This window comes from Rhodanobacter sp. C05, assembly GCF_002001165.1.
Lineage (GTDB): Bacteria > Pseudomonadota > Gammaproteobacteria > Xanthomonadales > Rhodanobacteraceae > Rhodanobacter.
In genome coordinates this window covers 16,691-29,387 of record NZ_MUNQ01000010.1, presented here as the reverse complement: position 1 = coordinate 29,387, position 12,697 = coordinate 16,691, and the positions used below count along the sequence as shown (strand labels likewise).

Here is a 12,697-nt window from a genome sequence, read left to right as displayed (position 1 = left end):
TCAGCCGACGCGATGCTGCTCGACGTGCGCAGACAGCGTCCGCAGACTGGTGAAGATCTGCCGGTTGTCCGGGTTGTCCGAGCGCAGCTGGAAACCGTACCGCTTGGACACGGCCAGCGCGATTTCCAGCGCATCGATCGAATCCAGCCCCAGCTCGCCGCCGAACAGCGGGGCGTCGGGGTCGATCTGTTCCGGGGTGACCGTCTCGAGATTCAGGCATGTCACGATCAACGTGGCCAATTCGTGCTGTGCCGCTGTCTGCTCTGCCATGCTGGATTCCGTACGCTTGTTGCATTGCCTCCCCCCGGTGGCATTGGCCGCGGAGTGTAACATAGCGCCCTTGTCGTTCCCGGTTGCACGCAATGATTCAGGGATGTGAAAACCCGCAGATTGACCCGCTGTTGCGCCGTGCGCCGCGGATTTCCTACCGGATTGCGGACGCCGCGGCCGCGCTGAAGGAACCAGGCACACTGGCACTGTTCGGCTTTGGCGCCGGTAGCCCGGGCTCTGACGATCCGCGCTACCTTCGCGTGGCACTGGAATGTTTCGACGCACCGGCGCCGCTGGAAATCTGGCAGGTCGATGCACCGGTGACCCACGGCACCGACGGTGCGCTGCACTGGTCGGCCGGTGGCGGCTGGCTGTTCGCGGCGATCGAGCTGGACGAGATCGAGCATGGCGGTCCAAGCGCCACCGCGCAGCTGGCCTACGAGCAGTTGCACCGCTTCGTCGCCGCACGTGGCGCGCAGCACGTGCTGCGCGTATGGAACTACCTCGGCGCGATCAATCACGGCGAAGGGGATGCAGAGCGCTACAAGCATTTCTGCGATGGACGCGCCGCCGGCATGGGCGATTTCTTCGCCGAAGGCTTCCCTGCCGCCACCGCGATCGGCCACCGCGGTGACCCGCACCGCCTCCAGGTCTACCTGCTGGCCTGCGACCAGGGCGGCACTTGGGTGGAAAATCCGCGCCAGGTCAGCGCCTGGCGTTACCCGCGTCAGTATGGCCGCACCCCACCCAGTTTTGCCCGGGCCATGGTACTGCCAGCCCAGGATGCGCTGGCGATTTCCGGTACCGCCGCTGTCGTCGGCCACGCCTCGGCACACCACGACGACCTGGACGCTCAGCTCGACGAAACCCTGACCAATCTGGAAGCGCTGCTTGCCAGTGCCGACATGGCTGCCGGCTTCGACACGCATTCACCGCTGAAAGCCTACGTGCGCCACAGTGCCGACGCAGCGCGCGTGCACGAGTTCTTCCAACAACGCCTGCCCGGTGTGCCGGTACTGCTGCTGCACGGCGATATCTGCCGCAGCGAGCTGCTGGTGGAGATCGATGGTTGGCGGTACGCCTGAGCGAGGAGTGAGAGGAGAGCAGTGAGAAGTGAGCGAAAGACGCGCCTTCTCACTGCTCTCCTCTCACTTCTGCTTGATCGGCCGCTTCCAGCCCGGGAAGCTTTGCTGCCGGCCGCGCGCCACCGTCAACTGACCCTCCGGCGCATCGTGCGTGATCACCGATCCGGCACCGATAGTGGCCTGCGCGCCGATCGTCACCGGCGCCACCAGCGCACTGTTGGAACCGATGAAGACGCCATCGCCGATGCGGGTCACGAACTTATTCACACCGTCGTAGTTGCAGGTGATGGTACCGGCACCGATGTTCGCGCCACGACCGATCTCGGTATCGCCGAGGTAGCTCAGGTGGTTCGCCTTGCTGCCCTCGCCAATGCGGGTTTTCTTGGTCTCGACGAAATTGCCAACGTGCACGCCGGCATCCAGTTCGGTGCCCGGCCGCAGCCGCGCGAACGGGCCGATCGTGCAGGATCCGTGCGTGATCACGCCTTCCAGATCGCAATGCGACTGCACCACGCTACCGGCTGCCAGCTGCACGTCCTTCAAGCGGGTGAACGCGCCAATGCGCACGTCATCCCCCAACACCACGTTGCCTTCGAGGATCACATCGATGTCGATCTCGACATCGTGACCGGCACGGACGGTGCCACGCACATCAGTGCGCAACGGATCGGCCAGCCGCACGCCAGCGGCCAGCAGCGCATGGGCCGCACGCTGGCGGTATTGCGCTTCCAGTTCGGCCAGCTGCAGCGGGTTGTTGGCGCCGGCAGCCTCCACCGGATCGACACACTCGACACTGAGCGCGGCATGAGCTTCCTCGGCCGCCATGCGGAAAATGTCGGTGAGGTAGTACTCGCCCTGGGCGTTGTTGCGGTCGAGCCGCTTGATCCACCCGCGCAGCGCTTTCGCATCGGCGACAAGGATGCCGGTATTCACCAGGTTCACTGCACGCTGGCCGGCGTCGGCATCCTTTTCCTCGACCACCGCGCGTACCTTGGCATTGCCGTCGCATAGCACCCGACCATAGCCGTGGGGATCGGCGAGTCGGGTGGTAAGCAGACTGAAACCGCCCTCTGCTTCCACCAGCTGTTGCAGTGTCGTCACCCGGGTCAGCGGCACGTCGCCATAAAGCACCAGCACCTGTACGCCGTTGGGTATGCTAGCGAGCGCCTGTTCCACCGCATGACCGGTACCCAGCCGCTCAGCCTGCAGCACCCAGTGCAGATCGGACTGACCGGCAAATGCCGCCTGCACCTGTTCACCGCAATGGCCGTAGACGATGTGGATTGCGGCGGGCTGCAATGCACGCGCCGCGCCGATCACATGATCCAGCAAGGGCCTGCCCGCCAATGGCATGAGCACCTTGGCCCGATTCGATTTCATCCGCGTGCCGGCGCCGGCGGCGAGGATAATCACGTGCAGGGCTGGAGTTTCCATGTAGGTACCACGTATCGGGGATCAATGATCGCGCAGGATACAACCAGTTTCTGCGGATTCAGTGCGTGGCAACTGCGTCAGCTGGCTTCAGTTTCTGCAGCTGCGGCGTATAGGCCTTGATGAAGGCATTGCGCAGCACGCCGATGATCGCCTGGGAGGTGTCGAGCTGCTTGTCATCGATACGTCCGCTGATCGGCACGCGGGTCGCGAACTGATCGTTCGCGTGGTTCTCCAGCAGCGAGACCATGCCCTGGGCCAGTGCTTCGTAGGCCAGCTTGATCGGCCCCTTCTTGTCCTGCACCACATCCTGCTTCCAGCTGAAGATTTTCAGGTCGTGGAAAATCGGTTTGGCGTAGCCGTCCAGCTGACCGTTACTGGCCTCCAGTTCCATCGAGAAGGTGCCGGTGCCACCGGCGAAGTCCAGCCCGGCATACGCCTGCGCGAGAGCATTGGCACGGGTCAGCTGGATGCCGCTGACCTGCAGCTGGTAGGAGAAATCGCCGAAATGGCTCAGCGGATCGAAGCTGGCATCGGTCTCGAACGGCGCATCGACGAGAATCTTCGCGGTGGCATGCAGAGTCGCCACCCGATTGCCCTTGCGCCGCTGGATGTTGGTGAGATTGGTGACGATGCCGTTGACGTCGGTCATCTTCAGATCGACGCGCGGATTCGACACAAAGCTCTGGAAGGTGACCGTGCCGTTGCTCACGTTGATCTCGTCCAGCCGCATCGGCGCCAGCAGCTTGAGCTCCGCGCGCCAGTCCACGCCCTTGCCGGTCTGGCTGTCCTGATCGCCATGACCTTCGACAAAGTTGATCGTGGGCGCAGTGAAATTCACCTTGCCGCGAAACACGCCATGACCCAGCGCAAACCACCTCAGCTCGATATCGGCATGCGGGGTATCCAGCAACGGCGCCGGCACTTTGCCGGTCGTCTTGACGATGCGCAGTCCGTCGATGGTGTAACCACCGCGCCACAGGTGCAGGCTGATATCCGCGATCTGGCCGTGGTAGTCACCCATCCGGTCCATGCGGGCATTGAGGTAGTGCTTCACCGCGTAGGGCAACAGCGCGCGACCGATCACCAACAGCAGGATGACGACCAGCAGCCAGCCAAGATGGCGGCGATGATGAGGCTTCATGGGGATCGATCCACGGCGCGAATCATCCGATTCTAGACACCAGAATGTTCGCGTGGTGTGGAAGGCTGACGCACGATGCCTTGTCTGGATAGCAAAACGCCGGCACAAGGCCGGCGCTTTATCTCGGTGCGGACCGCCGATGGCCCCCTCAGTGCTTGAGGTTCTTGCGCAGACGCTCCAGCGCCTGCAACTGAGTCATCGCCTCGACGAGCTTGGCCTGCGCCTCGGCAATATCCACCGCATCGGTGCGATGGGCCAGCGCATCCTCGGCTTCCTTCTTGGCGCGCTGCGCCGACGCCTCGTCCAGATCGGACGCGCGGGCAGCAGTGTCGGCCAGCACTGTGATCACCTGCGGCTGCACTTCCAGGATGCCACCGGACACCCAGAACTGCTGGCGCTCACCACCAGCCAGCACCACGTCGACGTGGCCCGGCTTGAGGCGGGTGATCAGCGGGGCGTGGCGGGGCGTGATGCCCAGCTCGCCCAGTTCGCCGGTGGCGACCACCATCACGGCGTCGCCGTGATAGATCTCGGCTTCGGCACTGACGATGTCGACGCGAATGGTTTGGGTGGTCATGACTCAGATTCCGAATGCGTAAGACACAGGGCGGACTGAAGATCCGCCCTTGAGGATCAGGCAGCCTTCTTGGCGCCCATCTCTTCGGCCTTCTTGACCGCCTCGTCGATGCTGCCGACCATGTAGAACGCCTGCTCCGGCAGATGGTCGACGTCGCCGTCGACGATCATCTTGAAGCCGCGGATGGTTTCCTTCAGCGGCACGTACTTGCCCGGCGAGCCGGTGAACACTTCGGCCACGTGGAACGGCTGCGAGAAGAAGCGCTCGATCTTGCGCGCGCGCGACACGGCCTGCTTGTCTTCTTCCGACAGCTCGTCCATGCCGAGGATCGCGATGATGTCCTTCAGCTCCTTGTAGCGCTGCAGTGTGCCCTGCACACGGCGGGCGACGTCGTAGTGCTCGACGCCGATCACGTTCGGGTCCAGCTGACGGCTGGTGGAATCCAGCGGATCCACCGCGGGGTAGATACCCAGCGAAGCGATGTTGCGGCTCAGCACCACGGTCGCATCCAAGTGGGCGAAGGTGGTGGCCGGCGACGGATCGGTAAGGTCATCCGCGGGCACGTAGACAGCCTGGATCGAGGTGATCGAGCCGGTCTTGGTCGAGGTGATGCGCTCCTGCAGCACGCCCATCTCCTCGGCCAGCGTCGGCTGGTAACCCACGGCCGACGGCATGCGGCCAAGCAGTGCGGACACTTCGGTACCGGCCAGCGTATAGCGGTAGATGTTGTCGACGAAGAACAGCACGTCACGGCCTTTGCCGGATGCGTCCTTCTCGTCGCGGAAGTACTCGGCCATGGTCAGGCCGGTCAGCGCCACGCGCAGACGGTTGCCCGGCGGCTCGTTCATCTGGCCGTACACCATCGCGACCTTGTCGAGCACGTTGGAGTCTTTCATCTCGTGGTAGAAGTCGTTGCCCTCGCGGGTACGCTCACCCACGCCGGCGAACACGGACAGACCTTCGTGCGCCTTGGCGATGTTGTTGATCAGTTCCATCATGTTGACGGTCTTGCCCACGCCGGCGCCGCCGAACAGGCCGACCTTGCCGCCCTTGGCGAACGGGCACATCAGGTCGATCACCTTGATGCCGGTTTCCAGCAGGTCGTTCGCAGCAGCCTGCTCGTCGTAGCTCGGCGCCTCGCGGTGAATTACCCACTGGGCCTGCTCGCCGATCGGGCCGGCTTCGTCGATCGGGTTGCCGAGCACGTCCATGATACGGCCGAGCGTCTGCTTGCCGACCGGCACCTTGATGCCTTCGCCGGTGTTGCGGGCGATCAGGTTGCGGCGCAGGCCGTCGGTGGAACCGAGCGCGATCGTGCGCACGATGCCGTCACCCAGCACCTGCTGCACTTCCAGCGTGATCTCGGTGCCGTCGATCTTCAGTGCGTCATACACCTGCGGTACCTGATCGCGCGGAAACTCGACGTCGATGACTGCGCCGATGATCTGAACAACTTTACCCTGGCTCATGGAATGCTCCGGATGGATCTTTAAGGTTCTGTACTAAGCGCCGTTTAAGCGTCGCTCTTATTGAGAGTGCGGCCACGGATGGCCGCTTTTTGATCTTGTTCTGCGATCACGGATCGATCGCACTTATACAGCTGCAGCACCGCCGACGATTTCCGAGATTTCCTGGGTGATCGCGGCCTGACGCGCCTTGTTGTAAATCAGCGTCAGTTCGCCGATCACCTTGTTCGCGTTGTCCGACGCGCTCTTCATCGCGACCATGCGCGCAGCGTGCTCGCTGGCCAGATTCTCCAGCGACGCCTGGTACACCACCGACTCGATGTAACGGCCCAGCACGTGCTCCAGCACGGCCTGCGCATCGGGTTCGTAGATGTAGTCCCAGTCGTGGCTCGCTTCCAGCTTGACGCCGGCATAGGCCGACTCGCCGGCGGCCTGGTGCGCTTCCATTTCCGCTGCCACCAGCGGCAACGGCAGCAACGCGTCGATGGTCGGCTTCTGCGTCATGGTGTTGACGAAGTCGTTGTAGGCAAGGAACACGCGATCCAGGCCGTTGGACGTATAGGCGTCCATCATCACTTTGATCACGCCGACTAGCTGTTCCAGCTTGGGCTTCTCGCCCAGATGGCTGACGCTGCCGATCAGGTTGATGCCCTTGAGCCGGCGGAAGAATGAAATCGCCTTCTGGCCGATCGCCACCACGTCCACCTGCACGCCCTGCTGCTGCCATTCGGCGATCGCCGGCAACAGGCGACGGAACAGGTTGGAGTTGAGACCGCCACACAGGCCACGATCGGTCGACACCACGATATAGCCGACCCGCGCCACGTTGTCGCGCTGGGTCAGGAACGGATGGCTGAAATCGGTGCTGGCCTGGGCCACGTGCGCGATCACCTTGCGCATCGAGCGGGCATACGGACGCGAGGCCTTCATCATGTCCTGCGCACGACGGATCTTTGCAGCAGAGACCATTTCGAGCGCGCGCGTGACCTTGCGCATGTTCTGCGTGCTCTTGATCTTGGTTTTGATTTCGCGTCCGCTGGCCATGCTTTATCCGCTCGTTATGCTCGCTGGTGGGAAGGGGGATATTGCCCACCCTTCCGATTCGCCTGCTTTACCGATTTACTGCAGCCGCTATTACCAGCTACCGGTTTTCTTGTACTCGTCCAGCGAGGCCTTGAAGGTGGCTTCGATGTCGTTGTTCCAGTCACCGGTGGCCACGATTTTGGCCATCAGATCGGCGTGGTTCTGGTGCATGAACGCGTGCAGACCCTTCTCGAACGGCAGCACCTTGTTGACCGGCAGGTCGTCGAGGTAGCCCTTCTCGGCGGCGTACACCGACAGCGCCAGCTCGGCGATCGACAGCGGCGAGTACTGCGCCTGCTTCATCAGTTCGACCACGCGCTGACCACGATCGAGCTGGGCGCGGGTGGCCGGATCCAGATCCGAGGCGAACTGCGCGAACGCGGCCAGCTCACGGTACTGCGCCAGCGCCAGCTTCACGCCGCCGGACAGTTTCTTGACGATCTTGGTCTGCGCGGCACCGCCGACGCGGGAAACCGAGATACCGGCGTTCACGGCCGGACGGATACCGGCGTTGAACAGATCGGTCTCCAGGAAGATCTGGCCGTCGGTGATCGAGATCACGTTGGTCGGCACGAATGCCGACACGTCGCCGCCCTGGGTCTCGATGATCGGCAGCGCGGTCAACGAACCGGTCTTGCCCTTCACTTCGCCGTTGGTGAACTTCTCGACGTACTCCTCGGACACGCGCGATGCGCGCTCGAGCAGACGGCTGTGGAGATAGAACACGTCGCCCGGATAAGCCTCACGACCCGGCGGGCGCTTCAGCAGCAGCGAGATCTGGCGGTAGGCCACGGCCTGCTTGGACAGATCGTCATACACGATCAGCGCGTCTTCGCCACGATCGCGGAAGTATTCGCCCATCGCGCAACCGGAGTACGGCGCGACGTACTGCAGCGCGGCCGACTCGGACGCCGAGGCGACCACGACGATGGTGTTGGCCAGTGCGCCGTTCGCTTCGAGCTTGCGCACCACGTTGGCCACCGACGAACGCTTCTGGCCGATCGCGACGTAGATGCACTTAATGCCGGAATCCTTCTGCGCGATGATCGCGTCGATCGCCAGCGCGGTCTTGCCGGTCTGGCGGTCGCCGATGATCAGCTCGCGCTGGCCACGACCGACCGGGATCATCGCGTCGACCGACTTGTAACCGGTCTGCAGCGGCTGGTCGACCGACTTGCGCCAGATCACGCCCGGCGCAACCTTCTCGATCGCCGCGTTGAGCTTGGCACCGAGCGGGCCCTTGCCGTCGATCGGATTGCCCAGCGCGTCGACGACGCGGCCGAGCAGCTCCGGGCCGACCGGCACTTCGAGGATGCGGCCGGTGGTCTTGGCAGTGTCGCCTTCGCGCAGGTGCTGGTATTCACCGAGCACCACCGCGCCGACCGAGTCGCGCTCAAGGTTCAGCGCCAGCGCAAACGAGTTGCCCGGCAGCTCGATCATTTCACCCTGCATCACATCGGCCAGGCCGTGGATGCGCACGATGCCGTCGGACACGCTGATGATCGTGCCTTCGTTGCGCGCTTCCGCGCCGAGCTTGAACTGCTCGATGCGGTTCTTGATCAGTTCGCTGATCTCGGACGGATTCAAAGTGGTGCTGGACATGGTCATTTATCTCGAAATGTTAGAAACGAAGCTCTTTCACCGAGTCCGGCCATGGATGGCCGGTTTTGCTCTTCGCGAAACGGACTTCGCGTTAAATCAATTCAGCGCGCTGGCCAGCTGCGCCAGGCGTCCGCGGGCGGAGCCGTCGATCACCTGTTCACCGGTATCGATTACCACGCCGGCCAGCAGCGAGGCATCGACCCGGGTTTCCAGTTCGATCTCACGCTTGAAGCGGCGCTTCAGCGACACCTTGAGCTGTTCGGCCTGCGCCGCGTCCAGTGCCATCGCGCTGGTCACCTTGACCAGCAGCTGCGACTCGGACTCACGCTTGAACGCCTCGTACAGATCGGCCACTTCCGGCAGCAGCGCCATGCGACGCTGCTCGGCCATCTCGGTGAGGAACTGCGCGAACGGCGCATCGACGGCGACACCGGCAGGCAGATGCAAGGCCACCAGCTGAGCCGGCAGCACCCGCGGATCAGTACCGAGATCGGCCACGCGCGAATCCTTCGCTACCGCAGCAGCGAAGGTCAGCGCCTGCGACCACGCAGCCAGCGAACCGGCGGCATGCGCCACTTCGAAGGCGGCGCGGGCGTACGGGCGAGCGAGGGTGATTGCCTGTGCCATCGATCAGATCTCGGCCGCGAGCTGGTCGAGCAAGGCCTTGTGCGTCGACGCATCGACCTCGCGCTGCACGATCTTGCTGGCGCCCTGCACCGCCAGTGCGCCCACCTGCTCGCGCAGCTGGTCACGGGCGCGCTGGGCCATCGACGCGATGTCGTCCTGTGCGCTCGCCTTCAGTCGGTTGATCTCGGTGATGGCTTCGCCGCGGGCCTTGTCGATAATCTGGTTGGCCTGCTGCTGGGCCTTGTCGATGATCTCGGAGGCCTGTTGGCGGGCCACTTTGATCTCGGCCGCCACCTTGTGGTCGGCGTCCTTCAGCTCGGCATGCGCGCGCTCGGCCGCATTCAGACCTTCGGCAATCTTGATCTGCCGTTCTTCAATTGCCTTGTTGATATGCGGCCAAATGAAGTGGACGCAGAACCAGATCAGGATGGCGAACGAAATCATTTCGCCAATCAAGGTCGCGTTGAAATCCATCGCTGCGTTACCTGTAAATTCGGAATGAAACAGACACTGGTATCAGATACCCGTGCCGGACAGACGGCGGCGCCAAAACGGCGCGCGCCGTAATGACGACTCTTACTGGCCTGCGCCAGCAGCAGCCAGCACCTTGCCCAGCAGCGGGTTCGCCACGGCGAAGTACATCGCCAGCGCAACACCGATCAGGAACGCCGCGTCGATCAGACCGGCGAGCAGGAACATGCGACCCTGCAGCAGCGGCACCAATTCCGGCTGACGGGCAGCGGCTTCAAGGAACTTCGAACCCATGATGCCGATACCGATACAGGCGCCGAGAGCACCAAAACCGATGATCAGGCCGAGCGCGATGGCAGTGAAGCCCTGGATTTGTGCAAACTGAACGAGATGTTCCACGGTGTTCTCCTGGAAAAATTGAAGCTGAAAAGTAAATTGACTGAAACGGGTTACGCGAAAACTGCCATCAGTGGTGATCGTGCGCCATCGAGATGTACACGATCGTCAGCACCATGAAGATGAAGGCCTGGATGCCGATGATCAGGATGTGGAAGAGGCCCCACACCGTGTAACCGATGATGCCAGCGCCATACAGCGCCCAGCCAGCCACGCCAGCGCCAGCACTGAACAAACCAGCGATCAGCATGAAGACCAACTCACCGGCATACATGTTGCCGAACAGTCGCATCGCCAGACTCACCGGCTTGGACAGCAGCTCGACGACGTTGAGCAGGAAATTGGGGATCCACAGCAGGGGATGCGCGCCAAACGGAGCGGTGAACAGCTCGTGCATGTAGCCGCCGGCACCCTTCGCCTTGAAGCTGTAGAAAATGATCAGCACGAAGATGGTCAGCGACATCGCGAACGTCATGTTGATGTCGGCGGTCGGCACGGCGCGGAAATGACCGACGCCGAACTTCTCAGTGATCCAGGGCAGCAGATCGACCGGCAGCAGATCCATCGCATTCATCAGGAAGACCCAGACGAACACGGTCAGCGCCAGCGGTCCCAGAAAACGACGATCGCCGTGGAACACGTCCTTGACCTGGCCGTCGACGAATTCCAGCACGAGCTCGACGAAGGCCTGGCCCTTGCCCGGCACACCGGCGGTGGCCTTGCGCGCCTTCAGCCAGAACAGCAGGCAAAACAACACGCCAAGCACCAGCGACACGGTGACCGAGTCGATATGCACCGCCCAGAAGCCATCGGGACTCGCCTGCGGACGCAGATGGGTCAAATGGTGCTGGATGTATTCGGTCAGGCCGCCCGACTCGCTCGCCATGTCTCAACCCTTGAATCTGAACGCCAGCAGATAAACCGCGTAGGCAGCCGCCAACCCCGTGATGGCGGCCAGCGGCGGCAATTTGAATTGAACCAGGATCACGACCAGCCCTCCGACGATCACGATCCATTTCAGGAGCATGCCCGTCAGCAATCGGCTCAACGCCAGACCCGCCCCACCCAGTCCACTGAAGAAACGCGCCGACAGCAACGCGGTACCCAGCGCCACCAACGTCGCACCAGCTGCGGCTGACATTGCTTCACGACGCCCCAGCGTCAGGAAAACAAGGCCAGCCAGCAACGCCACAGCAAGCTGCAGCAACATGATGCGCAAGGCGAGACGTCGACCGGAGGCAAGACTGTTGAGCACGTAACGTCCCCGCGCGGTTTACACCAGGCGGCACCGATACAGCTACGGGCCACGATCCAATCCGTAAAAGTATATCAGCGCGCCGATTGCAGCGACAAGCCGTGCGAGCTGCGACATCTCGTCCCGTGACCGAAGTCGCCGCCGTCGACATAAATTTTCACGCCGACATAAAAACAGGGCCGAACACGAAGTTCGGCCCTGTCAGCGCGGTGACCGCGATGGTGTAGCTGAATTACTTGGCGGCAGCCTTCTTGGCGGCAGCGACCGGCGCGGTGACGGCGTCGTTCGCAGCCTGACGCTGCTCCTGCACGAGCGCATTCAGCGACTCGGCAGTCTTCTGGGTCACGGCGAGGATTTCCTGCGAAACCGCCACGGTGCGCTCGGCGTTGTCGCGGTTCAGGCTGGCGCCCTTCTCCCACAGGCCACGCAGGCTGTTGATGTCACGGGTTTCCAGCGCCTCGGCGACGAACTCGGCGGAGACCTTGGCCTGCTCCTCGAACGCCTTGAGCTGCAGCTCGGCGACCGTCTCCAGACCCTTCAGTGCCAGCGACTGTGCCTTGAAGGCGCTGTCGGTGAACTGCTTGGTGAAAGCGAAAAGCTGATTGTTGAATTGCTGAGTCATGGTGCTGTCCTCACTGAGGATGGGGTAGTGGGACGCACTCTACCAACACTTTTTGTGCAATGCAATATATTTTTCGTGACAATCGAACCTGGCCACAAAAAATTCATAAAAACCGGCAATTTATGTTGACTTGCCAAATATCGCATCGCGTCAAAAGTCGTTCCGACCGCAGCTCGCACCCGATGTGCAGGTCTCATGCACCACTACTTTGTCCAGTCCAGGCAGGCGCGGCTGCAAACGCTGCCAGATCCAGCGCACCAGCATCTCGCTGGTCGGATTCTCCAGCCCTTCGATGTCGTTGAGGTAGTGATGGTCGAGCTGGTCATACAGCGGCGCAAAAGCCGCCTTCACGTCCGCAAAGTCCATCACCCAGCCCAACTGAGGATCGGGCTCGCCTGCCACATGGATCTCGACACGGAACGAATGCCCGTGCAGTCGCGCACATTTGTGCCCGACCGGCACGTTTGGCAATCGATGTGCCGCCTCCAGAGTGAAAACCTTGAAAATATTCATGGCGGCATTGTACAGCCGGGCACCTCCAACGCCGCGGCCAAGCTGCGCCACAGCCCGGATTCTTCAGCCCCCACCTGTCAGCTGCAGGGATTCGCTACGCACTGCAGGCGTGTGTACATGGCACATGTAACGCACGCCCCACTGATACCGGATCG

General features: G+C 62.5%; 15 protein-coding genes. 1 reads left to right on the top strand and 14 read right to left on the bottom strand.

Annotated elements, in window-relative coordinates; translation table 11 throughout:
• The gene (locus tag B0E51_RS10065) at positions 1-270 is read right to left on the bottom strand and encodes a phosphopantetheine-binding protein (RefSeq protein WP_077444777.1); all 270 of its coding nucleotides are present in this window, start codon (positions 268-270) and stop codon (positions 1-3) included.
• A gap of 92 nt (positions 271-362) precedes the next feature.
• Here B0E51_RS10065 and B0E51_RS10060 point away from each other — a divergent pair, with 92 nt between their 5' ends.
• Positions 363-1,355, top strand: a complete 993-nt coding sequence (locus tag B0E51_RS10060) for a pteridine-dependent deoxygenase (protein WP_077444776.1) — start codon at positions 363-365, stop codon at positions 1,353-1,355.
• A 63-nt stretch (positions 1,356-1,418) separates the two neighbouring features.
• On the opposite strand, the gene glmU is transcribed toward B0E51_RS10060, so the two are convergent.
• The 13 genes from glmU to queD form a co-directional block, all read right to left on the bottom strand.
• Positions 1,419-2,789: a bifunctional UDP-N-acetylglucosamine diphosphorylase/glucosamine-1-phosphate N-acetyltransferase GlmU gene (gene glmU, locus B0E51_RS10055; RefSeq protein ID WP_077444775.1), complete on the bottom strand. Its 1,371-nt coding sequence runs from the start codon at positions 2,787-2,789 to the stop codon at positions 1,419-1,421.
• 58 nt (positions 2,790-2,847) lie between these two features.
• On the bottom strand, positions 2,848-3,930 hold the full coding sequence (locus B0E51_RS10050) for a DUF748 domain-containing protein (RefSeq protein WP_077444774.1): 1,083 nt from the start codon (positions 3,928-3,930) through the stop codon (positions 2,848-2,850).
• A 148-nt stretch (positions 3,931-4,078) separates the two neighbouring features.
• Entirely contained in the window at positions 4,079-4,507 is a 429-nt protein-coding gene (locus B0E51_RS10045) for a F0F1 ATP synthase subunit epsilon (RefSeq protein WP_077444773.1), read from the bottom strand.
• Positions 4,508-4,563: 56 nt separating this feature from the next.
• The gene (atpD, locus tag B0E51_RS10040; RefSeq protein WP_077444772.1) at positions 4,564-5,976 is read right to left on the bottom strand and encodes a F0F1 ATP synthase subunit beta; all 1,413 of its coding nucleotides are present in this window, start codon (positions 5,974-5,976) and stop codon (positions 4,564-4,566) included.
• A gap of 123 nt (positions 5,977-6,099) precedes the next feature.
• Positions 6,100-7,017, bottom strand: a complete 918-nt coding sequence (gene atpG / locus B0E51_RS10035) for a F0F1 ATP synthase subunit gamma (protein ID WP_077444771.1) — start codon at positions 7,015-7,017, stop codon at positions 6,100-6,102.
• Positions 7,018-7,107: 90 nt separating this feature from the next.
• Positions 7,108-8,658, bottom strand: a complete 1,551-nt coding sequence (gene atpA / locus B0E51_RS10030) for a F0F1 ATP synthase subunit alpha (protein WP_077444770.1) — start codon at positions 8,656-8,658, stop codon at positions 7,108-7,110.
• A gap of 96 nt (positions 8,659-8,754) precedes the next feature.
• Positions 8,755-9,285, bottom strand: a complete 531-nt coding sequence (locus tag B0E51_RS10025; RefSeq protein WP_077444769.1) for a F0F1 ATP synthase subunit delta — start codon at positions 9,283-9,285, stop codon at positions 8,755-8,757.
• A 3-nt stretch (positions 9,286-9,288) separates the two neighbouring features.
• A complete protein-coding gene (locus B0E51_RS10020) occupies positions 9,289-9,759 on the bottom strand; it encodes a F0F1 ATP synthase subunit B (protein ID WP_077444768.1) in 471 nt (156 codons plus the stop codon).
• Positions 9,760-9,861: 102 nt separating this feature from the next.
• Positions 9,862-10,155, bottom strand: coding sequence for a F0F1 ATP synthase subunit C (gene atpE, locus B0E51_RS10015; protein WP_068096202.1), 294 nt, complete (start codon positions 10,153-10,155; stop codon positions 9,862-9,864).
• Positions 10,156-10,222: 67 nt separating this feature from the next.
• Complete coding sequence (atpB, locus tag B0E51_RS10010; protein ID WP_077444767.1) at positions 10,223-11,038, bottom strand: F0F1 ATP synthase subunit A; 816 nt, start codon at positions 11,036-11,038, stop codon at positions 10,223-10,225.
• Between the two features lie 3 nt (positions 11,039-11,041).
• Entirely contained in the window at positions 11,042-11,407 is a 366-nt protein-coding gene (locus tag B0E51_RS10005) for a hypothetical protein (RefSeq protein ID WP_077444766.1), read from the bottom strand.
• Positions 11,408-11,639: 232 nt separating this feature from the next.
• Positions 11,640-12,029: a phasin family protein gene (locus tag B0E51_RS10000; protein ID WP_077444765.1), complete on the bottom strand. Its 390-nt coding sequence runs from the start codon at positions 12,027-12,029 to the stop codon at positions 11,640-11,642.
• 150 nt (positions 12,030-12,179) lie between these two features.
• Positions 12,180-12,542 carry a 6-carboxytetrahydropterin synthase QueD gene (gene queD / locus B0E51_RS09995; RefSeq protein ID WP_077444993.1) on the bottom strand — a complete coding sequence of 121 codons (363 nt, stop codon included), beginning with the start codon at positions 12,540-12,542 and terminating at the stop codon, positions 12,180-12,182.
• Positions 12,543-12,697: the final 155 nt, after the last annotated feature.

Bases quoted from the DNA above. Each gene is read 5' to 3' on its own strand.
- B0E51_RS10065 (WP_077444777.1), bottom strand. From the start codon at position 270: ATGGCAGAGCAGACAGCGGCACAGCACGAATTGGCCACGTTGATCGTG.
- B0E51_RS10060 (WP_077444776.1), top strand. From the start codon at position 363: ATGATTCAGGGATGTGAAAACCCGCAGATTGACCCGCTGTTGCGCCGT.
- glmU (WP_077444775.1), bottom strand. From the start codon at position 2,789: ATGGAAACTCCAGCCCTGCACGTGATTATCCTCGCCGCCGGCGCCGGC.
- B0E51_RS10050 (WP_077444774.1), bottom strand. From the start codon at position 3,930: ATGAAGCCTCATCATCGCCGCCATCTTGGCTGGCTGCTGGTCGTCATC.
- B0E51_RS10045 (WP_077444773.1), bottom strand. From the start codon at position 4,507: ATGACCACCCAAACCATTCGCGTCGACATCGTCAGTGCCGAAGCCGAG.
- atpD (WP_077444772.1), bottom strand. From the start codon at position 5,976: ATGAGCCAGGGTAAAGTTGTTCAGATCATCGGCGCAGTCATCGACGTC.
- atpG (WP_077444771.1), bottom strand. From the start codon at position 7,017: ATGGCCAGCGGACGCGAAATCAAAACCAAGATCAAGAGCACGCAGAAC.
- atpA (WP_077444770.1), bottom strand. From the start codon at position 8,658: ATGTCCAGCACCACTTTGAATCCGTCCGAGATCAGCGAACTGATCAAG.
- B0E51_RS10025 (WP_077444769.1), bottom strand. From the start codon at position 9,285: ATGGCACAGGCAATCACCCTCGCTCGCCCGTACGCCCGCGCCGCCTTC.
- B0E51_RS10020 (WP_077444768.1), bottom strand. From the start codon at position 9,759: ATGGATTTCAACGCGACCTTGATTGGCGAAATGATTTCGTTCGCCATC.
- atpB (WP_077444767.1), bottom strand. From the start codon at position 11,038: ATGGCGAGCGAGTCGGGCGGCCTGACCGAATACATCCAGCACCATTTG.
- B0E51_RS10000 (WP_077444765.1), bottom strand. From the start codon at position 12,029: ATGACTCAGCAATTCAACAATCAGCTTTTCGCTTTCACCAAGCAGTTC.
- queD (WP_077444993.1), bottom strand. From the start codon at position 12,542: ATGAATATTTTCAAGGTTTTCACTCTGGAGGCGGCACATCGATTGCCA.